The sequence below is a fragment of the Streptomyces violascens genome, assembly GCF_014649955.1.
GTDB lineage: Bacteria > Actinomycetota > Actinomycetes > Streptomycetales > Streptomycetaceae > Streptomyces > Streptomyces violascens.
Window position 1 is genome coordinate 586525 of record NZ_BMUA01000002.1, and the last position, 24907, is coordinate 611431.

At 69.8% G+C, this 24907-nt stretch carries 25 protein-coding genes; 16 read left to right on the plus strand and 9 right to left on the minus strand.

Annotation, left to right across the window (positions count from 1 at the left end; all coding sequences use genetic code 11):
• Window positions 1-4 precede the first annotated feature (4 nt).
• From tpiA to pgi, 5 genes are all read left to right on the plus strand, one after another.
• A complete protein-coding gene (gene tpiA / locus IE206_RS07730) occupies window positions 5-781 on the plus strand; it encodes a triose-phosphate isomerase (RefSeq protein WP_189961250.1) in 777 nt (258 codons plus the stop codon).
• Between the two features lie 108 nt (window positions 782-889).
• The gene (gene secG / locus IE206_RS07735; protein ID WP_189961251.1) at window positions 890-1123 is read left to right on the plus strand and encodes a preprotein translocase subunit SecG; all 234 of its coding nucleotides are present in this window, start codon (window positions 890-892) and stop codon (window positions 1121-1123) included.
• 113 nt (window positions 1124-1236) lie between these two features.
• Window positions 1237-1572 (plus strand): RNA polymerase-binding protein RbpA, encoded by a 336-nt coding sequence (locus IE206_RS07740; protein ID WP_003976875.1) that lies wholly within the window; start codon window positions 1237-1239, stop codon window positions 1570-1572.
• A 157-nt stretch (window positions 1573-1729) separates the two neighbouring features.
• A complete protein-coding gene (locus tag IE206_RS07745; protein ID WP_189961252.1) occupies window positions 1730-2953 on the plus strand; it encodes an MFS transporter in 1224 nt (407 codons plus the stop codon).
• A gap of 66 nt (window positions 2954-3019) precedes the next feature.
• The gene (pgi, locus tag IE206_RS07750; protein WP_189961423.1) at window positions 3020-4672 is read left to right on the plus strand and encodes a glucose-6-phosphate isomerase; all 1653 of its coding nucleotides are present in this window, start codon (window positions 3020-3022) and stop codon (window positions 4670-4672) included.
• Between the two features lie 93 nt (window positions 4673-4765).
• Here the strand turns inward: pgi and pgl are convergent, their stop codons facing one another.
• From pgl to tkt, 5 genes are read right to left on the minus strand one after another with little or no spacing between them, the layout of a single operon-like run.
• Window positions 4766-5548: a 6-phosphogluconolactonase gene (pgl, locus tag IE206_RS07755; protein ID WP_189961253.1), complete on the minus strand. Its 783-nt coding sequence runs from the start codon at window positions 5546-5548 to the stop codon at window positions 4766-4768.
• Complete coding sequence (gene opcA, locus IE206_RS07760) at window positions 5545-6579, minus strand: glucose-6-phosphate dehydrogenase assembly protein OpcA (RefSeq protein WP_189961254.1); 1035 nt, start codon at window positions 6577-6579, stop codon at window positions 5545-5547. Before opcA ends, pgl begins: the two co-directional genes overlap by 4 nt.
• On the minus strand, window positions 6576-8099 hold the full coding sequence (gene zwf / locus IE206_RS07765; protein ID WP_189961255.1) for a glucose-6-phosphate dehydrogenase: 1524 nt from the start codon (window positions 8097-8099) through the stop codon (window positions 6576-6578). The genes opcA and zwf overlap by 4 nt, the downstream gene beginning before the upstream one ends.
• A gap of 3 nt (window positions 8100-8102) precedes the next feature.
• Entirely contained in the window at window positions 8103-9221 is a 1119-nt protein-coding gene (gene tal / locus IE206_RS07770; protein WP_189961256.1) for a transaldolase, read from the minus strand.
• A 35-nt stretch (window positions 9222-9256) separates the two neighbouring features.
• Window positions 9257-11344 (minus strand): transketolase, encoded by a 2088-nt coding sequence (tkt, locus tag IE206_RS07775; RefSeq protein ID WP_189961257.1) that lies wholly within the window; start codon window positions 11342-11344, stop codon window positions 9257-9259.
• A 308-nt stretch (window positions 11345-11652) separates the two neighbouring features.
• On the opposite strand from tkt, the gene IE206_RS07780 reads away from it, so the two are divergent.
• The 3 genes from IE206_RS07780 (at window position 11653) to IE206_RS07790 (ending at window position 14204) form a co-directional block, all read left to right on the plus strand.
• Complete coding sequence (locus IE206_RS07780) at window positions 11653-12606, plus strand: heme o synthase (RefSeq protein ID WP_189961424.1); 954 nt, start codon at window positions 11653-11655, stop codon at window positions 12604-12606.
• 90 nt (window positions 12607-12696) lie between these two features.
• Window positions 12697-13038: a hypothetical protein gene (locus IE206_RS07785; RefSeq protein ID WP_189961258.1), complete on the plus strand. Its 342-nt coding sequence runs from the start codon at window positions 12697-12699 to the stop codon at window positions 13036-13038.
• A 77-nt stretch (window positions 13039-13115) separates the two neighbouring features.
• Complete coding sequence (locus tag IE206_RS07790) at window positions 13116-14204, plus strand: amidohydrolase family protein (RefSeq protein ID WP_189961259.1); 1089 nt, start codon at window positions 13116-13118, stop codon at window positions 14202-14204.
• Here the strand turns inward: IE206_RS07790 and IE206_RS07795 are convergent.
• The 4 genes from IE206_RS07795 to IE206_RS07810 all read right to left on the minus strand — a co-directional run bounded on the left by IE206_RS07795 (window position 14184) and on the right by IE206_RS07810 (window position 17919).
• The gene (locus IE206_RS07795) at window positions 14184-15179 is read right to left on the minus strand and encodes a COX15/CtaA family protein (protein WP_373300882.1); all 996 of its coding nucleotides are present in this window, start codon (window positions 15177-15179) and stop codon (window positions 14184-14186) included. The two genes, IE206_RS07790 and IE206_RS07795, sit on opposite strands and share 21 nt — an antisense overlap.
• Window positions 15180-15252: 73 nt before the next feature.
• Window positions 15253-16020, minus strand: a complete 768-nt coding sequence (locus IE206_RS07800; protein WP_189961260.1) for an ABC transporter permease — start codon at window positions 16018-16020, stop codon at window positions 15253-15255.
• 94 nt (window positions 16021-16114) lie between these two features.
• A complete protein-coding gene (locus tag IE206_RS07805; RefSeq protein ID WP_189961261.1) occupies window positions 16115-17041 on the minus strand; it encodes an ABC transporter ATP-binding protein in 927 nt (308 codons plus the stop codon).
• A gap of 74 nt (window positions 17042-17115) precedes the next feature.
• On the minus strand, window positions 17116-17919 hold the full coding sequence (locus IE206_RS07810) for an AAC(3) family N-acetyltransferase (RefSeq protein WP_189961262.1): 804 nt from the start codon (window positions 17917-17919) through the stop codon (window positions 17116-17118).
• Window positions 17920-18092: 173 nt separating this feature from the next.
• On the opposite strand from IE206_RS07810, the gene IE206_RS07815 reads away from it, so the two are divergent.
• The 8 genes from IE206_RS07815 (at window position 18093) to IE206_RS07850 (ending at window position 24739) form a co-directional block, all read left to right on the plus strand.
• A complete protein-coding gene (locus tag IE206_RS07815; protein ID WP_189961263.1) occupies window positions 18093-18845 on the plus strand; it encodes a helix-turn-helix transcriptional regulator in 753 nt (250 codons plus the stop codon).
• Window positions 18842-20263, plus strand: coding sequence for a Fe-S cluster assembly protein SufB (gene sufB / locus IE206_RS07820; RefSeq protein WP_189961264.1), 1422 nt, complete (start codon window positions 18842-18844; stop codon window positions 20261-20263). The genes IE206_RS07815 and sufB overlap by 4 nt, the downstream gene beginning before the upstream one ends.
• 62 nt (window positions 20264-20325) lie before the next feature.
• Window positions 20326-21507, plus strand: a complete 1182-nt coding sequence (sufD, locus tag IE206_RS07825) for a Fe-S cluster assembly protein SufD (RefSeq protein WP_189961265.1) — start codon at window positions 20326-20328, stop codon at window positions 21505-21507.
• The gene (locus IE206_RS07830) at window positions 21507-21824 is read left to right on the plus strand and encodes a bifunctional 3-phenylpropionate/cinnamic acid dioxygenase ferredoxin subunit (RefSeq protein WP_189961266.1); all 318 of its coding nucleotides are present in this window, start codon (window positions 21507-21509) and stop codon (window positions 21822-21824) included. The genes sufD and IE206_RS07830 overlap by 1 nt, the downstream gene beginning before the upstream one ends.
• Before the next feature lie 7 nt (window positions 21825-21831).
• On the plus strand, window positions 21832-22596 hold the full coding sequence (gene sufC, locus IE206_RS07835) for a Fe-S cluster assembly ATPase SufC (RefSeq protein WP_053729355.1): 765 nt from the start codon (window positions 21832-21834) through the stop codon (window positions 22594-22596).
• On the plus strand, window positions 22593-23849 hold the full coding sequence (locus IE206_RS07840) for a cysteine desulfurase (RefSeq protein WP_189961267.1): 1257 nt from the start codon (window positions 22593-22595) through the stop codon (window positions 23847-23849). Before sufC ends, IE206_RS07840 begins: the two co-directional genes overlap by 4 nt.
• A gap of 90 nt (window positions 23850-23939) precedes the next feature.
• Window positions 23940-24404, plus strand: coding sequence for a Fe-S cluster assembly sulfur transfer protein SufU (gene sufU / locus IE206_RS07845; protein ID WP_189961268.1), 465 nt, complete (start codon window positions 23940-23942; stop codon window positions 24402-24404).
• Window positions 24401-24739 carry a metal-sulfur cluster assembly factor gene (locus tag IE206_RS07850; protein WP_100574411.1) on the plus strand — a complete coding sequence of 113 codons (339 nt, stop codon included), beginning with the start codon at window positions 24401-24403 and terminating at the stop codon, window positions 24737-24739. Before sufU ends, IE206_RS07850 begins: the two co-directional genes overlap by 4 nt.
• Window positions 24740-24907: the final 168 nt, after the last annotated feature.

The window sequence follows — 24907 nt, forward strand, 5'->3', positions numbered from 1 at the left end:
ACCCGTGAGCACCCGTACCCCGCTGATGGCGGGCAACTGGAAGATGAACCTCAACCACCTCGAGGCCATCGCGCACGTCCAGAAGCTCGCCTTCGCGCTCGCCGACAAGGACTACGAGGCCGTCGAGGTCGCGGTCCTGCCGCCCTTCGTCGACCTGCGCTCCGTGCAGACCCTCGTCGACGGCGACAAGCTCAAGATCAAGTACGGCGCCCAGGACATCTCGGCGCACGACTCCGGTGCCTACACCGGCGAGATCTCGGGCCCGATGCTGTCCAAGCTGAAGTGCACCTACGTCGCCGTGGGCCACTCCGAGCGCCGTCAGTACCACGCCGAGACCGACGAGATCTGCAACGCCAAGGTGAAGGCCGCCTACAAGCACGGCCTGACCCCGATCCTCTGCATCGGCGAGGGCCTGGACATCCGCAAGGCCGGCCAGCAGGTCCAGTACACGCTGGCCCAGCTCGACGGCGGCCTCAAGGACATCCCGGCCGACCAGGCCGAGTCCATCGTGATCGCGTACGAGCCCGTGTGGGCGATCGGCACCGGCGAGGTCGCCACCCCCGAGGACGCCCAGGAGGTGTGCGGAGCGATCCGCGGGCGCCTGGCCGAGCTGTACTCGCAGGAGCTCGCCGACAAGGTGCGCATCCAGTACGGCGGCTCGGTGAAGTCCGGGAACGTCGCCGCGATCATGGCCCAGCCCGACGTGGACGGCGCTCTGGTCGGCGGTGCCGCACTGGACGCCGACGAGTTCGTCAAGATCGTCCGCTTCCGCGACCAGTAAGTATGCGGTAGCGCGGATCCGTCGTACCCTTGCGGGGGCCGGGACAGGGATTGTGAAGTGTCCCCCCGGCCCCCGTCGCCATATCAGTCCTAGGAAGTTGGTCCAGCCGTGATTGTCGGGTTCTCGATTGCCCTGATCGTCTTCAGCCTGCTGCTGATGCTGCTGGTGCTGATGCACAAGGGAAAGGGTGGCGGCCTCTCCGACATGTTCGGCGGTGGCATGCAGTCCTCCGTCGGCGGCTCCTCGGTCGCCGAGCGCAACCTCGACCGCATCACCATCGTGGTCGGTCTGTGCTGGTTCGCGTGCATTGTCGTACTTGGTCTGCTGATGAAGCTCAAGTAAGCCGTCGTCGTTCGGCGTTTCGGGGGTGGGGTGTAACTCCAATCACTGGACGCGCGTTGGGCCTTACGTAGACTGGGGCATCTTCGAGCACCATCACGCAGGGAGTTACGACCGTGGCAAGTGGCAACGCGATCCGGGGAAGCCGGGTCGGAGCGGGGCCGATGGGGGAGGCAGAGCGGGGCGAGTCCGCGCCGCGCCTCCGCATCTCCTTCTGGTGCTCGAACGGGCACGAGACGCAGCCGAGCTTCGCCAGTGACGCACAGGTTCCGGAGACGTGGGACTGCCCGCGCTGCGGATTCCCCGCAGGACAGGACCGGGACAACCCGCCGGACCCGCCGCGCACCGAGCCGTACAAGACGCACCTGGCGTACGTACGGGAACGGCGCAGCGACGCGGACGGCGAGGCGATCCTCGCCGAGGCGCTCGCCAAGCTCCGGGGCGAGATCTGACAGTTGAAGGGCCCACAGGGTGAACTCGGTTCATCCGCAGGGCCCTTCGGTGTATCCGGGCCCGTGCGCGCCCGCCCCGACGGATGACAGCGCAGGCCGGCGGCGATTGTCAGTGGTGCCCTCTACCTTGTGAAGCAGTCGATCACGAGGGGGAGTTGTGGCAGCAGCGCAGCCCGTGGAGGGCGCGTCGCCGGCGAAACCGGCCTGGCGCGGGGGCTTCGGCAAGCTGTGGACGGCGGCCGTCGTCAGCCGTTTCGGTGATTCGCTGCGCACCGCCGCGCTGCCCCTGCTCGCCACCACCCTCACCACCGATCCGTTCCTCATCGCGCTCGTCTCGGCCTGCGGCTATCTGCCGTGGCTGCTCTTCGGACTGCTCGGCGGTGCGATCGCCGACCGGGTGGACCAGCGCCGCGCCATGTGGGCCGTCGACCTGGTCCGGGGCGCCCTGGTCGCCGCCTTCGCCGTGGCCGTCGGCGCCGGCCACGCCTCCATGGGCCTGCTGATGGCGCTCGCCTTCGCGCTCACCACCCTGGGGACCCTCTTCGACAACGCGGCCACCGCCCTGCTGCCCTCGCTCGTGCCCAGCGGCGCGCTGGGCAGTGCGAACGCCCGGGTGATGACCGGGCAGCAGATAGCGGGCGGCTTCCTGGCGGCCCCGCTGGTGCCGGTGCTGCTCGCGGTCTCGGTCGCGGCGCCGTACGGGATGGACGCCGCCAGCTATGTACTCGCCGCGGCCCTGGTCGCCTCGCTGCGGCCCAGCGCCCCGCAGCGGGCGGCCAGGAAGGCGGGGTCCACGCTGCGGGGCGAGATAGCCGAAGGGCTGCGGACGCTCCGGGCGGACCGGGCGCTGCGCGGCCTGTGCGCGGCCACCACCGTGTGCAACATCGGCATGGGCGCACTCATCGCCACGCTGGTCCTGCACATCACGGGCTGGCTGGGCGCCGGGCAGAGCGGCTATGCCGCGACCATCACGGCGTACGGGGCCGGGAGCGTCGCCGGCGGGCTGCTCGCACAGCGGCTCGCGCGAAGGCTCGGGCGGATGGGGAGCGTGCTCGTCGCCGGGGTCGTCCAGACCGGCTGTCTGGCGGCCATGGGCACGGTTCGCGCGCTCGGGGTGACGGTCGCCGCCATGGCGCTGTTCGGGGTGATGGGCATGGTGTGGAACGTCAACCTGACGACGCTGATGCAGGAGCGGTCGCCGGAGGCGATGCTGGGACGGGTGAGCGCGGCGTTCCGCACCCTTGCCGTGGCCGGCACCCCGCTGGGCGCGCTCGTGGGTGGTGCCGCGGCGGCGTCCTGGGGCCTCAACACCCCGGCCCTGCTGGCGTCCGGCTTGTTCATGGTGGCCGTCGCCGCGCTGATTCCTGCCCGTGCCGCCTGATCAATTAGGTTGGAGGGGCAGCGGGGCAGGTACGCAAGTACGAGAAGAAGTGGGCTGATGTCGGAGATGAACGCAGGAAGCCGTACCAGGCTCAACCAGATGCCCGAGTGGATCGCACTGGGCAAGCACCGGGAGCAGTTGGGCGACACCCATCTGCGGGAGCTGTTCGCCGCCGAGCCCGGCCGCGGCACCGCATACACCCTGCAGGTCGGCGATCTCTATCTCGACTATTCCAAGCACCTGGTGACCGACGAGACCCTCGCGCTGCTTCGCGAGCTGGCCGCGGCCGCCGATGTCACCGGGCTGCGGGACGCCATGTTCCGCGGCGAGAAGATCAACACGACCGAGGACCGCGCCGTGCTGCACACCGCGCTGCGCGCCCCGCGCGACGCGGTGATCGAGGTCGACGGCGAGAACGTGGTGCCTGACGTGCACGACGTGCTCGACAAGATGGCCGCGTTCTCCGGGAAGATCCGCTCGGGCGAGTGGACCGGTCACACCGGCAAGCGCATCAAGAACATTGTCAACATCGGCATCGGCGGCTCCGACCTCGGTCCGGCGATGGCGTACGAGGTCCTGCGGTCGTTCACCGACCGGGAGTTGACGGTCCGCTTCGTGTCCAACGTGGACGGCGCCGACCTCCACGAGGCCGTGCGCGACCTGGACGCCGCCGAGACGCTGTTCATCATCGCGTCCAAGACGTTCACCACCATCGAGACCATCACCAACGCCACCTCGGCGCGCAACTGGCTGCTCACCGAGCTGAAGGCCGATCAGGACGCCGTCGCCAAGCACTTCGTGGCGCTGTCCACCAACGCCGACAAGGTCGCCGAGTTCGGCATCGACACGGCCAACATGTTCGGGTTCTGGGACTGGGTGGGCGGCCGCTACTCCTTCGACTCGGCCATCGGGCTCTCCCTGATGATCGCCGTGGGGGCGGACCGGTTCCGCGAGATGCTGGACGGCTTCCACCTGGTGGACGAGCACTTCCGCACGGCCCCGGCCGAGTCCAACGTGCCGTTGCTGCTCGGCCTGTTGGGCGTGTGGTACGGGGCGTTCTTCGACGCCCAGTCGCACGCGGTGCTGCCGTACTCGCACTACCTGTCCAAGTTCACCGCGTACCTCCAGCAGCTCGACATGGAGTCCAACGGCAAGTCCGTGGACCGCGACGGCAATCCCGTCGAGTGGCAGACCGGTCCTGTCGTGTGGGGCACCCCGGGCACCAACGGGCAGCACGCCTACTACCAGTTGATCCACCAGGGCACGAAGGTCATCCCGGCCGACTTCATCGGTTTCGCCGAGCCGGTCGCCGACCTGCTGCCGGGCCTGGTCGCCCAGCACGACCTCCTGATGGCCAACTTCTTCGCCCAGACGCAGGCGCTGGCCTTCGGCAAGACGCCGCAGGAGGTGCGCGCCGAGGGTGTGGCCGAGGAGCTCGTGCCGCACAAGACGTTCAAGGGCAACCACCCCACCACCACGATCCTCGCCAAGGAGCTGACCCCCTCGGTCCTCGGCCAGCTGATCGCGCTGTACGAGCACAAGGTGTTCGTGCAGGGCGCCATCTGGAACATCGACTCGTTCGACCAGTGGGGCGTCGAGCTCGGCAAGGTGCTCGCCAAGCGCGTAGAGCCGGCGCTGACCGAGGGCGCGGACGTGCCGGGCCTGGACGGGTCCAGCAAGGCGCTGGTCGCCAAGTACCGCTCGCTGCGCGGCCGTTGAGAATCCGAGGGTGCCCGTGAGGGCCCCATCAGCACTCCGGCCCGGTCCACCCCCGAAGGGGCGGGCCGGGCCGGAGTGCCGAGGCGGGTGGCGTCAGGGGGACGCCGGGGGGTACAGCGACCGCGGCAGCTGGGACGCGGCTGCCGCGTCCAGGAGCCACAGGGTGCGGGCCCGGCCGTAGGCGCCGGCCGCCGGGGCCTGCACCTCGCCCGCGCCCGACAGGGCTATCGCCGCGGCGTGCGCCTTGTCCTCGCCGGCCGCGAGCAGCCAGACCTCGCGCGCCGCCCGGATCGCCGGGAGGGTGAGCGAGATCCGGGTGGGCGGCGGCTTCGGCGCGCCGTGCACCCCGACGACCGTCCGCTCGGTCTCCCGCACCGCGGGCAACTCCGGGAACAGGGACGCCACATGGGTGTCCGGACCGACACCCAGCATGAGCACGTCGAACGTCGGAACCGGCCCGTGGTCCTCGGGGCCGGCGGCGTCCGCGAGCTCCGCCGCGTAGGCGGCTGCCGCCGCGTCCGCGTCCTGGCCGTACGCCCCGCCCGCGGCGGGCATCGCGTGCACCCGCTTCGGGTCGAGCGGCACCGCGTCGAGCAGTGCGGCACGCGCCTGCGTGTAGTTCCGCTCCGGGTCGTCCTCGGGCACGAAGCGCTCGTCGCCCCACCACAGGTCCAGGCGCGACCAGTCGATCGCGTCCCGGGCCGGCGACGAGGCAAGGGCCGCCAGCAGCCCGTTGCCGTTGCGGCCGCCCGTGAGGACGACGGATGCCGAGCCGCGGGCGGCCTGGGCGTCCACGACCTTCGTGATCAGCCGGGCCGCGGCGGCCCGCGCCATCAGCTCCTTGTCGCGGTGGACGACGAGCTGAGGCGTGCTCACTTGGCCGCTGCCTTCTTGGCCGGCGCCGCCTTCTTCGCGGCAGCGGGAGCGGGAGCCTGCTTGGCCTCCGCGTCCTCCTTGGCCGGTACGGCCTTGGCCTCGGCGCCCTCGCCGAGCCGGTCCACGCCGAACTTCAGCGCCGAGGCGTAGGTGTCGTCCGGGTCGAGGCGGCGCAGCTCCTCCGCGATGAGCTCGGAGGTCTCGCGGCGCTTGAGCGCCACCGCGCGGTCCGGCTGGCCCTGCACGGACAGCGTGGCGAGCGAGCCGTCGGCGCGGTCCAGGATGATCGGGCCGCCGTCCGTCTCCATGCGTACGGCGGTGAGGCCCGGGCCTGCCGACAGGGAGCGCTTGACCGGCACCTTCAGCCGGTCGGCGAGCCACATGCCGAGCAGTTCGCAGCTCGGGTTGAACTCCTCGCCCTCCACCTCGACGGCGGTCACCTTGCAGGCGATCTGGTCGAGGGCCGCGGCCAGCATCGAGCGCCACGGCGTGATGCGGGTCCACGACAGGTCGGTGTCGCCGGGGGTGTAGGCCTCGGCGCGGGCGATCAGTTCCCGGATGGGCTGCTCGGCCGCATAGGTGTCGGTCACGCGGCGCTGGGCGAGCGCGCCCAGCGGGTCCTGCGCCGGGTCGACCGGCGCGTTCACCGGCCACCAGACGACGACCGGCGCGTCCGGCAGGAGCAGCGGCAGGACCACCGACTGGGCGTGGTTGAGCACCTCGCCGTAGAGCCGGAGGATCACCGTCTCGCCGGTGCCCGCGTCCGCGCCGACCCGTACCTCGGCATCCAGGCGGGAGCTCGTGCGGTCGCGGGGCGAGCGCGAGACCCGCTTGATGACGACGAGGGTGCGCGAGGGGTGCTCGCGCGAGGCGTCGCTGGCGGCGCGCAGGGCGTCGTAGGCGTTCTCCTCGTCGGTGACGATGACGAGGGTGAGCACCATGCCGACGGCGGGCGTGCCGATGGCCCGGCGACCCTGGACCAGCGCCTTGTTGATCTTGCTGGCCGTGGTGTCCGTAAGGTCGATCTTCATGGCCGACGCCAGCTCCGTCCGTCTCGTGCGAGCATTTCGTCCGCCTCGTCCGGACCCCACGTCCCCGAGGGGTACTGGGCGGGCTTGCCGTGCTTGTCCCAGTACTGCTCGATCGGGTCGAGGATCTTCCAGGACAGCTCGACCTCCTCCACGCGCGGGAAGAGGTTGGAGTCGCCCAACAGGACGTCCAGGATGAGGCGTTCGTAGGCCTCGGGGCTCGACTCCGTGAAGGACTCGCCGTACGCGAAGTCCATGGAGACGTCCCGGACCTCCATCGAGGTGCCCGGCACCTTCGAGCCGAACCGCACGGTCACGCCCTCGTCCGGCTGCACCCGGATGACCAGGGCGTTCTGGCCCAGCTCCTCCGTGGCGGTGTGGTCGAAGGGGGAGTGCGGGGCGCGCTGGAAGACCACCGCGATCTCCGTGACGCGCCGGCCGAGCCTCTTGCCGGTGCGCAGGTAGAACGGGACGCCCGCCCAGCGGCGGTTGTCGATCCCCAGCTTGATCGCGGCGTAGGTGTCGGTCTTCGACTGGGGGTCGATGCCGTCTTCCTGGAGGTAGCCGACGGCCTTCTCGCCGCCCTGCCACCCGGCCGCGTACTGCGCGCGCACCGTGTCCTTGCCGAGGTCCTTGGGCAGCCGCACGGCGCCGAGCACCTTGGTCTTCTCGGCCGCGAGCGCGTCCGCGTCGAAGGAGGCGGGCTCCTCCATCGCGGTCAGCGCCATCAGCTGGAGCAGGTGGTTCTGGATGACGTCACGGGCCGCGCCGATGCCGTCGTAGTAGCCGGCCCGGCCGCCGATGCCGATGTCCTCGGCCATCGTGATCTGCACGTGGTCGACGTAGGAGCGGTTCCACAGCGGCTCGAACATGGTGTTCGCGAACCGCAGGGCCAGGATGTTCTGAACGGTCTCCTTGCCCAGGTAGTGGTCGATCCGGAAGACCTCGTTGGGCGGGAAGACCTCGTGCACGACCTGGTTGAGCTCCTTGGCGGAGACGAGGTCGTGGCCGAAGGGCTTCTCGATGACCGCGCGGCGCCAGGAGCCGTTCTTCTGGTCGGCGAGCCCGTGCTTCTTGAGCTGCTGCACGACCTGGGGGAAGAACTTCGGCGGCACCGACAGGTAGAAGGCGAAGTTGCCGCCCGTGCCCTGCGCCTTGTCGAGCTCCTGGATCGTCGACTTCAGCGTCTCGAACGCCTCGTCGTCGTCGAAGTCGCCCTGGACGAAGCGCATCCCCTGGATGAGCTGCTGCCAGACCTCCTCGCGGAACGGCGTACGGGCGTGCGCCTTGACCGCGTCGTGGACCTCCTGCGCGAAGTCCTCGTCCTGCCACTCGCGGCGGGCGAAGCCGATCAGCGAGAAGCCCGGCGGAAGCAGGCCCCGGTTGGCGAGGTCGTAGACGGCGGGCATCAACTTTTTACGGGACAAATCGCCCGTGACGCCAAAGATCACCAGGCCCGACGGCCCCGCGATACGCGGGAGCCGTCGGTCTGCGGCGTCACGCAGCGGATTGCTGCTTGACAAGATTTACGCCTCCGAGGGTGCGAGGCGCTTGAGCTCCGCCTCGGTGGACTTGAGCAGGTCGTTCCAGGCGGCCTCGAACTTCTCGACGCCCTCGTCCTCGAGGAGCTGCACGACCTCGTCGTAGGAGATCCCCAGCTTCTCGACGGCGGCGAGTTCGGCGCGGGACTGCTCGTACGTGCCGGTCACCGTGTTGCCGGTGATCTGCCCGTGGTCGGCGGTCGCGTCGAGCGTGGCCTCCGGCATGGTGTTCACCGTGTTCGGGGCGACCAGGTCGTCCACGTACAGGGTGTCCTTGTACGCCTTGTCCTTGACGCCCGTCGAGGCCCACAGCGGACGCTGCTTGTTGCCGTGCGCCTTGTCGAGCGCGGCCCAGCGGTCGGAGGAGAAGACCTCCTCGTACGCCTCGTAGGCGAGCCGCGCGTTGGCCAGACCGGCCTTGCCGCGGGCGGCCTTGGCCTCGTCCGTGCCGAGCGCGTCGATCCGCTTGTCGATCTCGGTGTCCACGCGGGACACGAAGAAGGACGCCACGGAGTGGATCTTCGACAGGTCCAGGCCGCGCTCCTTGGCCTTCTCCAGGCCGGTCAGGTAGGCGTCCATGACCTCGCGGTAGCGCTCGAGCGAGAAGATCAGCGTGACGTTGACGCTGATGCCGAGGCCGATGGTCTCGGCGATCGCCGGCAGACCCGCCTTGGTGGCCGGGATCTTGATGAGCGTGTTCGGGCGGTCCACCAGCCAGGCCAGCTGCTTGGCCTCGGCCACCGTCGCCCTGGTGTTGTGCGCCAGGCGCGGGTCGACCTCGATGGAGACCCGGCCGTCCTGGCCCTCGGTCGCGTCGAAGACAGGGCGCAGGATGTCGGCGGCGTCCCTCACGTCAGCCGTCGTGATCATGCGGATGGCTTCTTCGACGGTGACCTTGCGGGCGGCGAGGTCGGTGAGCTGCTGCTCGTAACCGTCGCCGCTGCTGATCGCCTTCTGGAAGATCGACGGGTTGGTCGTGACGCCCACCACGTGCGACTGGTCGATCAGCTCGGCCAGGTTGCCGGACGTGATCCGCTTGCGCGACAGGTCGTCGAGCCAGATCGCGACGCCTTCGTCGGAGAGGCGCTTGAGTGCGTCTGTCATGAGAAATGCATCTCCTACTTGTTCGTATACCGGCGTCAGCGCGCTGCGGCGGCGAGAGATTCCCGCGCGGCGGCGGCCACGTGCTCGGCAGTGAAGCCGAACTCCTGGAAGAGGACCTTGCCGTCGGCCGAGGCGCCGAAGTGCTCCAGCGAGACGATGCGGCCCGCGTCCCCGACGTAGCGGTGCCAGGTCAGACCGATACCGGCCTCGACCGCGACCCGCGCCTTGACCGAGGGCAGCAGGACGCTGTCCTTGTACTCCTGGTCCTGCTCCTCGAACCACTCGACGCACGGCATCGAGACCACTCGGGTCGGAATGCCGGCCGCCTGCAGCTGCTCGCGCGCGCCGACGGCGAGCTGGACCTCGGAGCCGGTGCCGATGAGCACGACCTGGGCGTCACCGCCTTCGGCGTCGAACAGGACGTAACCGCCCTTGGCGGCATCCTCGTTGACCTCGTACGTCGGCACACCCTGGCGGGTCAGCACGAGGCCGTGCGGGGCCCCCTTGCCGAACACCTTGGTGTAGCGCTTGAGGATCTCGCGCCAGGCGATGGCCGTCTCGTTCGCGTCCGCCGGGCGGACCACGTTGAGGCCGGGGATCGCGCGCAGCGAGGCCAGGTGCTCGACCGGCTGGTGGGTCGGGCCGTCCTCGCCGAGGCCGATCGAGTCGTGCGTCCACACGTACGTCACCGGCAGGTGCATCAGCGCGGACAGGCGCACGGCGTTGCGCATGTAGTCGGAGAACACCAGGAAGGTGCCGCCGTAGATACGCGTGTGGCCGTGCAGCGCGATGCCGTTCATCTCCGCGGCCATGGAGTGCTCGCGGATGCCGAAGTGCACGGTGCGGCCGTACGGGTCGGCCTCCGGCAGCGGGTTGCCGGCCGGCAGGAACGACGACGTCTTGTCGATGGTCGTGTTGTTCGAGCCCGCGAGGTCGGCGGAGCCGCCCCACAGCTCGGGCATGACCGCGCCGAGCGCCTGCAGGACCTTGCCCGAGGCGGCGCGGGTGGCGACGCCCTTGCCGGTCTCGAAGACCGGGAGGTGCGACTCCCAGCCCTCGGGCAGCTCGCCCGCGTTGATGCGGTCGAACTCGGCGGCGCGCTCCGGGTTGGCGGTGCGCCAGGCGGCGAACGACTTCTCCCACTCGGCCTTGGCCTCACGGCCGCGGTCGAGAGCCTCGCGGGTGTGCGCCAGGACCTCGTCGGCGACCTCGAAGGTCTTCTCCGGGTCGAAGCCGAGGACGCGCTTGGTGGCGGCCACCTCGTCGTCGCCGAGCGCCGAGCCGTGCGCGGCCTCGGTGTTCTGGGCGTGCGGCGCGGGCCAGGCGATGATCGAGCGCATCGCGATGAACGACGGCTTGTCGGTCACCGCCTTCGCGGCCTCGATCGCGTTGTACAGCGCCTCGGGGTCCAGGTCGCCGTCCGGCTTGGGCGCCACGCGCTGGACGTGCCAGCCGTACGCCTCGTACCGCAGAATCGTGTCCTCGGAGACGGCCGTCTCGGTGTCGCCCTCGATCGAGATGTGGTTGTCGTCCCACAGAAGGACCAGGTTGCCGAGCTTCTGGTGGCCGGCGAGCGAGGACGCCTCGGAGGAGATGCCCTCCTGGAGGCAGCCGTCACCGGCGATCGCGAACACGAAGTGGTCGAACGGGGAGGTGCCGGGGGCGGCCTCCGGGTCGAACAGGCCGCGCTCGTAGCGGGCGGCCATCGCCATGCCCACCGCGTTGGCGACACCCTGGCCCAGCGGGCCGGTGGTCGTCTCGACGCCGGTGGTGTGGCCGTACTCCGGGTGGCCGGGGGTCTTGGAACCCCAGGTACGGAACGCCTTGAGGTCATCCAGCTCCAGGCCGAAACCGGCCAGGTACAGCTGGACGTAGAGGGTCAAGGACGAGTGGCCCGCGGACAGGACGAACCGGTCGCGGCCGACCCATTCGGCGTCCGCCGGGTCGTGCCGCATCACCTTCTGGAAGAGGGTGTACGCGGCCGGGGACAGGCTCATCGCCGTACCTGGATGGCCGTTGCCGACCTTCTGTACAGCATCCGCGGCCAGTACGCGGCCGGTGTCTACGGCCCGCTGGTCCAGCTCGGTCCACTCGAGGTCTGTGGTGGTCGGCTTGGTGCTCACCCTGGGTCAGGGCTCCTCTCCACATGTCGAATCCCGGTGACTGAGGGCGCACCGGGCGCTGTCGAGCCTACCCCTGCCGGAACGCTCATTTTTTCGACTGACTGCACGTTGAGACAGACACCTCCAGGGTGGCGGGGAGCAGCGAAATCCGCCTCCCGGCGAACCACCCCCAACACGACCCCACCCCCGGGGATGGCGGCGTACGGGCAACGTCTAGAGTGGCGTGGTACGCGCAAGTCTTTACCGGGCCTTCACGTCCGGGAACGTCCGGAATCACCGGGGACTTGCTGGGAATTTCTCTGTCAGGGGTGTGCGTGACGGCCGTCGAGTCCCGACCCGCAGGGGTCATCTTGACTCCCAGCCCGGGGGGCCATCGGCCATTCGGGGCCCGCGTCAAGGCCTTCGTGATGCTGACCAAGCCGCGGATCATCGAACTGCTCCTCATCACCACCATTCCGGTGATGTTCCTGGCCGAGCAGGGAGTCCCTCCGCTGTGGCTGGTGTTCACCACCACTCTTGGCGGCTACCTCTCCGCGGGCGGCGCAAACGCGCTGAACATGTACATCGACCGCGACATCGACGCGCTGATGGACCGCACCTCGCAGCGTCCGCTGGTGACCGGCATGGTCTCGCCGCGCGAGTGCCTGGTCTTCGGCCTCTCGCTCGCCGTCGTCTCGACCCTGTGGTTCGGCCTGCTGGTCAACTGGCTCTCGGCGGCCCTGTCGCTCGGCGCGCTGCTCTTCTACGTCGTCGTGTACACGATGATCCTCAAGCGCCGGACCTCGCAGAACATCGTGTGGGGCGGCATCGCGGGCTGCCTCCCGGTGCTCATCGGCTGGTCCTCGGTCACGAACTCCATGTCGTGGGCGCCGATCATCCTGTTCCTCGTCATGTTCTTCTGGACGCCGCCGCATTACTACCCGCTGTCCATGAAGGTCAAGGAGGACTACGCGCGGGTCGGCGTGCCGATGCTGCCCGTGGTCGCCTCCAACAAGGTCGTGGCCCGTCACATCGTCCTCTACAGCTGGGTGATGGTGGCCGTCTCGCTGCTGCTCACCCCGCTCGGCTACACCGGCTGGTTCTACACCGCGGTGGCGCTGCTCTCCGGCGGCTGGTGGCTGTGGGAGGCGCACGCGCTGCAGAACCGCGCCAAGTCCGAGGCGACCGGCGCCAAGCTGAAGGAAATGCGGCTCTTCCACTGGTCGATCACCTACGTGTCGCTGCTGTTCGTGGCCGTCGCGGTGGACCCGTTCCTGCGCTGACCGCATCGCTTACGCGCATGGAGGGGCCAGTGGCGCAAGCCACTGGCCCCTCTTGTCGCTCCCGGAGCTACCCGCTAGTAGCATCGCGGCATGGCAGACACCCAGGTTGACGAGAAGCAGGCCGCCAAGGCCGCACGGCGGGCGGACAAGCTGGCCCGGCAGATCGGCTCCTTCGCCAAGGAGCACGGCGGCGCCGAGGGGCAGATCGCATACATCGGCCAGAGGGGCGCCCGCATCGTGCTCGTCGGCGAGGACGGCGGCTGGGGCGACCTGGTGGCCCCGAGCCACGCCGTCGCCAAGAGCGCGGTCGAGAAGTCCGGGATCACCGTCCACGAGGACTTCGACGGGGAGTTCGCGGCCAAGGTGAAGACCGGCCCGTACGAGTGGACCCGCATGGCCGGCATCCAGCTCGGTGGTCCGAAGAACGGCTGAGCGACCCGCCGAGCAACACCGATCCGGGGCTCACCCGTTAGGAGTGGTGGAAGCGCGTCCACCGCTGGGAGCCCCGGATGATCGACACCCCGACCCTGGTGGACCAGTACTGCCACGGAGTCCTGCGCACCGAGCTGGGCCTGGGCACCTTCGAGACGGCGCTGGGCCGCACCGGAGCCCTCCCCGCGCCCGGCACCACGTTCTTCGACACCCAGACCGGCTTCGCCGTACGCCGCTGGTGCCCCCCGCTGCTCGGCCTCGAACCGCACTGCCCCCCGGCCCGCTATCTGGCCCGCCGCCGTGAACTCGGCGTACTCGAATCGGGCAGACGCCTGCTGCGGGGCTCCGGGATCTCCACCTATCTGGTGGACACCGGGCTGCCCGGAGACCTCACCGGCCCGCGCGAGATCGCCGCGGCAGGCGCGGCCGACGCCCACGAGATCGTCCGCCTCGAACTCCTCGCCGAGCAGGTCGCCGACACCTCGGGCACCGTCGAGTCCTTCCTGGCCAACCTCGCCGAGGCCGTGCACACCTCGGCCGCCTCCGCCGTCGCCTTCGCTTCGGTCGCGGGCGTACGCGAAGGACTCGACCCGGCACCGCCGGGCCCGGGGGAGGTGCGCGGGGCGGCCGGGCGGTGGCTGGCGGGCAGGCGCAAGCACGGGCGCCTGGAGGATCCCGTACTGCTGCGCCATCTGCTGTGGAGCGCGGTCGCGGCCGGGCGCCCGCTCCAGCTCCAGGTGGGCATGGCCGACCCGATGCTGCTTGCCGGATTCGCGTCCGCGACGGCCGGGCTCGGCACCGATCTGGTGCTGCTCCACGGCTATCCGTACCACCGCCAGACCGCCCATCTGGCCAGCGTGCACCCGCATGTGTACGCGGATGTCGGGCCCGCCCTGGTGTGGACGGGGGCGCGGGCGGCGGCCGTGCTCGCGGAGATCCTGGAGCTGGCCCCGTTCGGGAAGCTGCTCTACTCCAGCGGCGCGCGCGGGCTGCCCGAACTGCATGTGGTGGGCGCGCGGCTGTTCTCCGAAGCGCTCAGCCGGGTCCTTGGCGACTGGGTCGGCGACGGCGCGTGGTCACGCAGGGACGCACAGCGGGTCGCCGGGATGATCGCGGCGGGCAATGCCCGCCGCGTCTACGGTCTTTCAGGCGTGGCTGAGCGCTGAGTCGGCCGGCGCCGGGACCTCGGCGGAGACCTCGGGGCGTTCTCGCAGCGAGAGCAGGACGCGCAGCACCGCGATCCACACCAGGCACGAGCCGAGCATGTGCAGGCCGACCAGGATCTCGGGCGTCTTCAGGAAGTACTGGACGTAACCGATCACGCCCTGGCCCATGAGCACCAGGAACAGGTCACGGGCCCGGGCGCGCGGGCCGGCCGGGGCGTCGACGGCCTTCAGGACGAACCAGAGGGCGACGGCCAGCGCCACCACGACCCAGGCGAGGTCCGCGTGCAGCTGCGTGATCATCGTCCAGTCGAGCGGGATGCGCGGCACGTCCTTGGAGTCGCCGGGGTGCCGTCCGGTGCCGGTCACGACCGTGCCGACCGCGATCAGCGCGGCCGAGGCGGCCACCAGGAGCCAGGTCAGCTGCACAACTGCCTTGCCCACCAAGGGCCTTGGCGCTCCGTCGCCCTCCTGGGTGCGCTGCCAGGTGACCACCGCGACCGCGATGAGTGCGCTGGAGAGCAGGAAGTGGGCGGCCACCGTGTACGGGTTGAGGCCGACCAGGACGACGATGCCGCCGAGGATCGCGTTGCCCATGACCACCCAGAACTGCACCCAGCCGAGCCGGGTCAGCGGGCGCCGCCAGGGCTTCGCCGAGCGGGCGGCGATGATCGCCCAGCCGACCGCGGCGCACAGGACGTACGTCAGCATCCGGTTGGTGAACTCGACGATGCCGCGGAAGCCCATCTCGCTGGTGACGGTCAGGCTGTCGCTGGTGCACTTGGGCCAGGTGGGGCAGCCGAGCCCGGAGCCGGTGAGCCGGACCGCGCCGCCGGTCACCACGATGGCGACGGACATGACGAGGGCGGCAAGGGCCGCGCGCCGCACGATCGTCGGGGAGGCGGTCCACCGCTGCGCGATGTAGAGGAGCGGATTGCGGGCCGCTGCGGTCACATCGGCTCGGGTCACTTTCGGCATGCGCCCTATCGTAGGCGCCCGTTTGTGCATGTTTTCACGAGGGGTGCCCGGCCGGCCGGGCCAAGCCCCCGGCCTACTCCCAGCGGAAGAACTTCGCCGCCGCGCCGAGGCCCAGTACCGCCCACACCGCGAGGATCCCGAGGTCTCCCCACGGCATCGACGCGCCCTGCTGGAGAACGTCGCGCAGCCCGTCGGACAGGGCCGAGATGGGGAGCAGGCTCAGCGCGGACTGCACGCCGCCGGGGAACTTGTCCATCGGCACGATCACCCCGCCGGCCACGAGCAGCAGCAGGAACACCAGGTTGGCCGCGCCCAGCGTCGCCTCGGCCTTCAGGGTGCCCGCCATGAGCAGCCCGAGCCCCGAGAACGCGGCGGTGCCGAGCACCAGCAGGAGCAGCACCGCGAGCGGGTTGCCGTGCGGGGACCAGCCCAGCGCGAAGGCGATCACGGTGAGCAGGACGACCTGGAGCACCTCGGTGACCAGCACGGCCAGCGTCTTCGACGTCATCAGCGCCCAGCGCGGCAGCGGCGAGGCGCCGAGCCGCTTGAGCACCCCGTAGCGCCGCTCGAAGCCGGTCGCGATGGCCTGGCCGGTGAAGGCGGTCGACATCACGGCGAGCGCGAGAATGCCCGGCGCGAGGAAGTCGACGGACCTGCCCTGCCCGGTGTCGATGATGTCGACGGTCGAGAACAGCACGAGCAGCAGGCCCGGAATGATCACGGTGAGCAGCAGCTGCTCGCCGTTGCGCAGCAGCATCCGCGTCTCCAGGGCGGCCTGCGCCCCGATCATCCGCCCGAGCGGCGCGGCCCCCGGCTTCGGCGCGTACGTACCGGCGCTCATGCGCGCAGCTCCCTACTGGTCAGCTCCAGGCTGTGTCTTTCCGGGGGGCAACCCCCGGGCCCCCGGCCGGTGGCAGGGGCGTTGTGGTCCCGAGTCATGCGCGCAGCTCCCTGCCGGTCAGCTCCAGAAAGACGTCCTCAAGCGTGTGGCGCTCGACCGAGATGCCGTCCGGCATCACGCCGTGCTGGGCGCACCAGGAGGTGACGGTGGCGAGCAACTGGGGGTCGATGGCGCCGGTGATGCGGTACGCGCCCGGGGTCAGCTCGGCGGCGGCCGTGCCGTCGGGCAGGGCCTTGAGGAGCGAGCCGAGGTCGAGGCCGGGGCGGCCGGTGAAGCGGAGCGTGTTCTCGGCACCGCCCCTGCAGAGCTGCTCGGGGGAGCCCTGGGCGACGACCTTGCCGGCGTCGACGATGGCCACGTCGTCCGCGAGCGCTTCGGCCTCGTCCATGAAGTGCGTGGTCAGGACCACCGAGACGCCGTCGGCGCGCAGCTCGCGCACGAGATCCCAGGTGGCGCGGCGGGCCTGCGGATCCAGGCCCGCGGTCGGCTCGTCGAGGAAGACCAGTTCGGGGCGGCCGACGACGGCCATCGCGAGCGCGAGGCGCTGCTGCTGGCCGCCGGAGAGCCGGCGGTAGGTCGTACGGCCGCAACTGCCCAGGCCCAGGCGCTCGATGAGGGCGCCGACGTCCAGCGGGTGGGCGTGCAGCCTGGCCATGTGGCGGAGCATCTCGTCGGCGCGGGCGCCGGAGTAGACGCCGCCGGACTGGAGCATCACGCCGATCCGCGGCTTCAGCCGATCGGCGTCGGCGACGGGGTCGAGGCCGAGGACGCGGACGGTGCCCGCGTCCGGCCGGCGGTAGCCCTCACAGGTCTCGATGGTGGTGGTCTTGCCGGCGCCGTTGGGGCCGAGGACGGCGGTCACGGTGCCCGTGCCGACCGTGAGGTCGAGGCCGTCCACGGCGGTCTTGGGTCCGTACCGCTTGACCAGGCCCAGCACCTGGACGACGGGCTCGCTCTTCATGACCGGCAAGTCTAGGCGGGGCGCAAGGTCCCTCCGGCGCGGGGGCCCGGGTCCCCGACAGCGGGCGGACAGGCCTACTCCTCGCGCGGGCGGTGGATCGGCAGCCACCGTTCGGCGTAGGCGACCGCGTCCCGGACCGGGAACAGGCGGCAGACGGCGGCACCCACCGTGCCCCGCACCACCTCCTTGTCCCGCTCGAAGTCCGCGCCCAGCTCGTCGAAGCGCTCGCTCGTGACCGAGGTGTCCCGGACCGTCAGCCACATGCGGCCCTCGGGCGTCATCGCCGCGAACGACACCTCCGTCATCGGTCCCGGCACCCGGTATTCCGCGAGGTGGAAGGACGTACAGGAGTCGTATCCCGCGCCGAGCAGCAGGACCCGGGCGCCGGCGTCCTCCAGGCGGGCCAGCGGGCTGCGCTCGCCGAGCAGGCAGTCGAGCGCGTGGCCCCGGGTGATTCGCGCCGCGCCCGGGCCGATCGCCGCGAAGGAGGTCTGCGGATGGGCGCTGCGCAGGGCGCCGGGCCAGGTGCGGACGGCCTCCGGGATCACCCCGATGCCGTAGTTCGGCGTGGTCGCCGGATCGTAGGCGGGGATGGCCGCCCGGACTCCCGCCCACCACTCCTCGGGCACCGGTGGGTTCTCCCAGTGCGCGGGGTCGGAGTTGTCGCCGGAGTGCGTGGGGACCACCAATGTGCCCGTTTCGCCCAGTGCGTCAAGAAATGCCTGAACCACCGCGACCGCGCCTCCGCACACCCAGCCGAGCGACTTCAGGGAGGAGTGCACGAGGAGGGTCTCGCCGGGCCGCACACCCAGCTCCCGCAGGTCCTCGGCGAGTGAGTCGCGCGTACACAAAGGGCCGGTCACAGGGGGTGTGGGCATGGCACGGGAGTCTGCCGGAAGCCCCCTTTTGGGGGCCACCGAATTCCCGGTGGAACGATCGATCAAAGATCGTTTCCGCAGGTCAGCTTAGGTATGCCTAAGTGATGCACCGCACCGGTCGGTGATCGGGGCGTGGGTTGTCAGGCTCTGAGGAATTACGCAACAATGGCGTTGTGAAAAACATCGGCGAGGCTCCGCAGGAGGAACTCGCGACCGGTGAGCGGTCCACCCGCAACCGGGTCGCGCGATCCATCCTGGACCACGGGCCCTCGACCGCACAGGACCTCGCGAACCGCCTCGGCCTCACCCAGGCCGCCGTCCGCCGCCACCTCGACGCACTCGTCGCCGACGAGGTCGTCGCACCACGTGAACAGCGCGTGTACGGGGCGCGGACCCGTGGCCGGCCGGCCAAGGTCTTCGCGCTCACCGACTGCGGCCGGGACGCCTTCGAGCAGTCCTACGACAAGCTCGCGGTGGACGCCCTGCACTGGATCGAGCAGTCGGCGGGCGGCGGCGCGGCCGGCGAGGAAGCCGTCGCGGCGTTCGCCCGGGCCCGCATCGAGGCTCAAGCGGGGGCGTACAGGGACGCGATCGAGGCCGTGCAGCCTGAAGAGCGCACCCAAGCCCTGGCCAAGGCCTTGAGCGCCGACGGGTACGCTGCTACGGCGCGCAGCGCGCCCCTTCCGCAGCGCGGTGAGCAGCTGTGCCAGCACCACTGCCCGGTCGCCCACGCCGCCGAGCGGTACCCGCAGCTGTGCGAGGCGGAGACGGAGTTCTTCTCCCGCCTCCTGGGAACGCACGTGCAGCGCCTGGCGACCATCGCCCACGGCGACGGCGTCTGCACCACGTTCATCCCGCACGGCGCGCCACCACAGACCACACATCAGCAAGCATCTGCAAGCACGGCCGGGAGGAACCCCGCATGACTCTCCCCACGGAGACTGCCCACCCTGAGCTCGATGGCCTGGGCACGTACGAATACGGCTGGGCCGACTCCGACGCGGCCGGCGCCGCTGCCAAGCGCGGTCTTTCCGAGGCTGTCGTCCGCGACATCTCGCAGAAGAAGAACGAGCCGGAGTGGATGCTGAAGCTGCGCCTCAAGGGTCTGCGGCTCTTCGACAAGAAGCCCATGCCGAACTGGGGCTCCGACCTCTCCGGCATCGACTTCGACAACATCAAGTACTTCGTCCGGTCGACGGAGAAGCAGGCGGAGTCCTGGGAGGACCTGCCCGAGGACATCAAGAACACGTACGACAAGCTCGGCATCCCCGAGGCGGAGAAGCAGCGCCTCGTCGCGGGCGTCGCGGCCCAGTACGAGTCCGAGGTCGTCTACCACCAGATCCGGGAGGACCTGGAGGAGCAGGGCGTCATCTTCCTCGACACCGACACCGCGCTGAAGGAGCACCCGGAGCTCTTCCAGGAGTACTTCGGCACGGTCATCCCGGTCGGCGACAACAAGTTCGCGTCGCTGAACACCGCGGTGTGGTCGGGCGGCTCGTTCATCTACGTGCCCAAGGGTGTCCACGTCGACATCCCGCTGCAGGCCTACTTCCGCATCAACACGGAGAACATGGGCCAGTTCGAGCGGACGCTGATCATCGTCGACGAGGACGCCTACGTCCACTACGTCGAGGGCTGCACCGCCCCGATCTACTCCTCGGACTCGCTGCACAGCGCCGTCGTCGAGATCATCGTCAAGAAGGGCGGCCGCTGCCGCTACACGACGATCCAGAACTGGTCGAACAACGTCTACAACCTGGTCACCAAGCGCGCCGTGGCGTACGAGGGCGCGACCATGGAGTGGATCGACGGCAACATCGGTTCCAAGGTCACCATGAAGTACCCGGCCGTCTACCTGATGGGCGAGCACGCCAAGGGCGAGACGCTCTCCATCGCCTTCGCGGGCGAGGGCCAGCACCAGGACGCCGGTTCCAAGATGGTCCACATGGCCCCGAACACCTCCTCCAACATCGTCTCCAAGTCGGTGGCGCGAGGTGGTGGCCGCACCTCCTATCGCGGTCTGGTCGAGATCGGCGAAGGCGCGCACGGCTCCAAGAGCAACGTGCTGTGTGACGCCCTGCTCGTCGACACGATCTCCCGCTCGGACACGTACCCCTACGTGGACGTCCGCGAGGACGACGTGTCCATGGGCCACGAGGCGACCGTCTCCAAGGTCTCCGAGGACCAGCTCTTCTACCTGATGAGCCGCGGTCTGACCGAGTTCGAGGCGATGGCGATGATCGTGCGCGGCTTCGTCGAGCCGATCGCCAAGGAGCTCCCCATGGAGTACGCCCTTGAGCTCAACCGGCTGATCGAGCTGCAGATGGAGGGCTCGGTCGGATAACGACCGCTCCCCGTCCCGCAGTTGAGCAGATTCTGATTCAGGAAGAGAGCACTACGACAGCCATGGCTGAGGCTCAGAACATCCCGGTGGGCTCCACCACCGCCGGTTCGATCGCGGTGGCCGCCGAGTCGACCGTCGCCACCCGCATGAGCGCCCCCCCGTCCTTCGACGTCGCGGACTTCCCGGTCCCGCACGGCCGTGAGGAGGAGTGGCGGTTCACGCCGCTGGAGCGGCTGCGCGGGCTGCACGACGGCACCGCGGTCGCCACCGGTGACGGTGTGAAGATCGTCGTCGAGGCCCCCGAGGGTGTCGTCGTCGAGACCGTCGGGCGCGACGACGCCCGGCTCGGCAAGGCCGGCACGCCGGTGGACCGCATCGCGGCCCAGGCGTACTCGTCCTTCGCCAAGGCCTCCGTCGTGACCGTCCCCAAGGAGACGGTGCTCACCGAGCCGATCCGGATCGCCGTGCACGGCGAGGGCGGCGTGGCCTACGGCCACCAGGTCGTCGAGCTCGGTGCGTTCGCCGAGGCCGTCGTGGTCATCGACCACACGGGCGATGCGGTGCTCGCCGCCAACGTCGACTACCTCCTCGGCGACGGTGCCAAGCTGACCGTGGTCTCCGTCCAGGACTGGGACGACAAGGCCGTCCACGTCGCCCAGCACAACGCGCTGATCGGCCGCGACGCCACCTTCAAGTCCTTCGTGGTCACCTTCGGCGGCGACCTGGTGCGCCTGCACCCGCGGGTCGCCTACGCGGGCACCGGCGGCGAGGCCGAGCTCTTCGGCCTGTACTTCACCGATCAGGGCCAGCACCAGGAGCACCGCCTCCTGGTCGACCACAACACCCCGCACTGCAAGTCCAACGCCGTGTACAAGGGCGCCCTGCAGGGCGAGGACGCGCACGCCGTGTGGATCGGTGACGTCCTCATCCAGGCCGCGGCCGAGGGCACGGACACCTACGAGATGAACCGCAACCTGGTTCTGACCGACGGCGCCCGCGTCGACTCGGTGCCGAACCTGGAGATCGAGACCGGCGAGATCGCCGGCGCCGGTCACGCCTCTGCCACCGGCCGCTTCGACGACGAGCAGCTCTTCTACCTGATGTCCCGCGGCATCCCGCCGACCGAGGCCCGCCGCCTGGTCGTGCGCGGCTTCTTCGCGGAGCTCGTCCAGCAGATCGGTCTGCCGGACGTCGAGGAGCGCCTGCTCGCCAAGATCGAGACGGAGCTGGAGGCTTCCGTCTGATGGCCTTCGTCAAAGCCTGTGCGCTGAGCGAGCTGGAGAGCGACACCCCCAAGCGGGTGGAGATCGACGGCACGCCGGTGTCCCTCGTCCGCACCGAGGGGGAGGTGTTCGCGATCAACGACATCTGCTCGCACGCGAACGTGTCGCTCTCGGAGGGCGAGGTGGAGGACTGCGCCATCGAGTGCTGGCTGCACGGCTCCAGCTTCGACCTCCGCACCGGCAAGCCGTCCGGCCTTCCCGCGACGCGCCCCGTCCCCGTATACCCCGTAAAGATCCAAGGGGACGATGTGCTCGTCTCCGTCACCCAGGAGTCCTGAGTTCCCCATGGCAACGCTTGAAATCCGCGACCTGCACGTCTCTGTCGACACCGAGAACGGTACGAAGGAGATCCTCAAGGGCGTCGACCTGACCGTGAAGCAGGGCGAGACCCACGCCATCATGGGCCCCAACGGCTCCGGCAAGTCGACCCTGGCGTACTCGCTGGCCGGTCACCCCAAGTACACGATCACCAGCGGCACCGTCACCCTCGACGGCGAGGACGTCCTGGAGATGTCCGTCGACGAGCGCGCCCGCGCCGGCGTGTTCCTCGCCATGCAGTACCCGGTCGAGGTCCCCGGCGTCTCGGTCTCCAACTTCCTGCGCACCTCGGCCACCGCGATCCGCGGCGAGGCCCCCAAGCTGCGCACCTGGGTGAAGGAGGTCAAGTCCGCGATGGAGCAGCTCCAGATGGACCCGGCCTTCGCCGAGCGCAACGTGAACGAGGGCTTCTCCGGCGGTGAGAAGAAGCGCCACGAGATCCTCCAGCTGGAGCTCCTCAAGCCGAAGATCGCGATCCTCGACGAGACCGACTCCGGCCTCGACGTCGACGCGCTGCGCCAGGTCTCCGAGGGCATCAACCGCGTCCGTGAGAACGGCGAGGTCGGCACCCTCCTGGTGACCCACTACACGCGCATCCTGCGCTACATCAAGCCCGACTACGTCCACGTCTTCGCGGGCGGCCGCATCGTCGAGTCCGGCGGCGCCGAGCTCGCCGACAAGCTCGAGGCCGAGGGCTACGAGTCGTACACGAAGGGCGGCGCTTCCGAGTGACGACACTGCCGGGCCTCCTCGACACCGAGGCGATCCGCAAGGACTTCCCCTTGCTGGACCGTGTGGTCCACGACGGGAAGAAGATCGTCTACCTCGACTCCGCGGCGACCTCGCAGAAGCCGCGCCAGGTGCTCGACGCGCTCAACGAGTACTACGAGCAGCACAACGCCAACGTCCACCGTGGCGTGTACCTGGTCGCCGAGGAGGCCACGGCGCTGTACGAGGGCGCCCGTGACAAGGTCGCCACGTTCATCAACGCGCCGAGCCGCGACGAGGTCATCTTCACCAAGAACGCCTCGGAGTCGCTCAACCTCGTCGCCAACATGCTGGGCTGGGCCGACGAGCCCTACCGCGTGGACAGCGACACCGAGATCGTCATCACGGAGATGGAGCACCACTCCAACATCGTGCCGTGGCAGCTGCTCGCGCAGCGCACGGGCGCGAAGCTGAAGTGGTTCGGCCTGACCGACGACGGCCGGCTCGACCTGTCGAACATAGACGAGATCATCAACGAGAAGACGAAGATCGTCTCCTTCACGCTCGTCTCGAACCTGCTCGGCACCCAGAACCCGGTCGAGGCGATCGTCCGCCGTGCGCAGCAGGTCGGCGCGCTGGTCTGCATCGACGCCTCGCAGGCCGCCCCGCACATGCCGCTCGACGTGCAGGCGCTGCAGGCCGACTTCGTGGCCTTCACCGGCCACAAGATGTGCGGCCCGACCGGCATCGGCGTCCTGTGGGGCCGCCAGGAGCTCCTGGAGGACCTGCCGCCGTTCCTGGGTGGCGGCGAGATGATCGAGACGGTCTCGATGCACTCCTCCACCTACGCTCCGGCGCCGCACAAGTTCGAGGCGGGCACGCCCCCGATCGCGCAGGCCGTGGGCCTGGGCGCGGCCGTGGACTACCTGTCCGCGATCGGTATGGACAAGATCGCCGCGCACGAGCACGCGATCACCGAGTACGCGGTCAAGCGCCTCCTGGAGGTGCCCGACCTGCGGATCATCGGCCCCACCACGGCCGAGGACCGCGGCGCCGCGATCTCCTTCACGCTCGGCGACATCCACCCGCACGACGTGGGCCAGGTCCTCGACGAGCAGGGCATCGCGGTCCGCGTCGGCCACCACTGCGCGCGCCCGGTGTGCCTGCGCTACGGAATTCCTGCGACCACGCGAGCGTCTTTCTATCTGTACTCCACGCCCGCCGAGGTCGATGCCCTGGTGGACGGCTTGGAGCACGTACGAAACTTCTTCGGCTAGGGGTGCTGTGCTCTCCCGGGGGGAAACCCCCGGACCCCCGGCCCATAAGGCACGTCACGCAAGGGACGCGAGGACGCGAGGTAATTCGCTGTGAAGCTTGATTCGATGTACCAGGACGTCATCCTGGACCACTACAAGCACCCGCACGGCCGGGGCTTGCGGGACGGTGACGCCGAGGTGCACCACGTGAACCCGACGTGCGGCGACGAGATCACTCTGCGGGTGAAGTACGACGGTTCGCGCATCGAGGACGTCTCGTACGAGGGCCAGGGCTGCTCGATCAGCCAGGCCAGCGCCTCGGTCCTCAACGACCTCCTGGTCGGCAAGGACCTGGCCGAGGCGCAGAAGATCCAGGAGACCTTCCTGGAGCTGATGCAGTCCAAGGGCCAGCTGGAGCCCGACGACGCGATGGAGGAGGTCCTGGAGGACGCGGTGGCTTTCGCCGGCGTCTCCAAGTACCCCGCCCGCGTGAAGTGTGCTCTGCTGAGCTGGATGGCCTGGAAGGACGCGACGGCCCAGGCTCTGGGCGAGCTCGCCGAAAGGAAGACGGCATGACCGAGAACGCACAGGCGGCGATCAAGCCGGCGACCGAAGAAGAGATCCGCGAGGCCCTGTACGACGTCGTCGACCCCGAGCTGGGCATCGACGTCGTCAACCTCGGCCTCATCTACGGCATCCACATCGACGACTCCAACGTCGTCACGCTGGACATGACCCTGACGTCGGCGGCCTGCCCGCTGACCGATGTGATCGAGGACCAGGCGAAGTCCGCGACCGACGGCATCGCCAGCGAGCTGAAGATCAACTGGGTCTGGATGCCGCCGTGGGGCCCGGACAAGATCACGGACGACGGCCGCGAGCAGCTGCGCGCGCTGGGCTTCAACGTCTGAGTCCCGCTTGCCCGTTGAGGCCCCCGGCACCGATGGTGCCGGGGGCCTCTTCGTGTTACGGGGCCTCTTCGCACTGCGGGGACCCGGCCGGGCGGCGCATCGTCGCGACGGGAAGGGCCGGGTCGGCGGCCGCCGCGTGGGTGAGCTCCTCGTCGTCCTCGGGCGCCC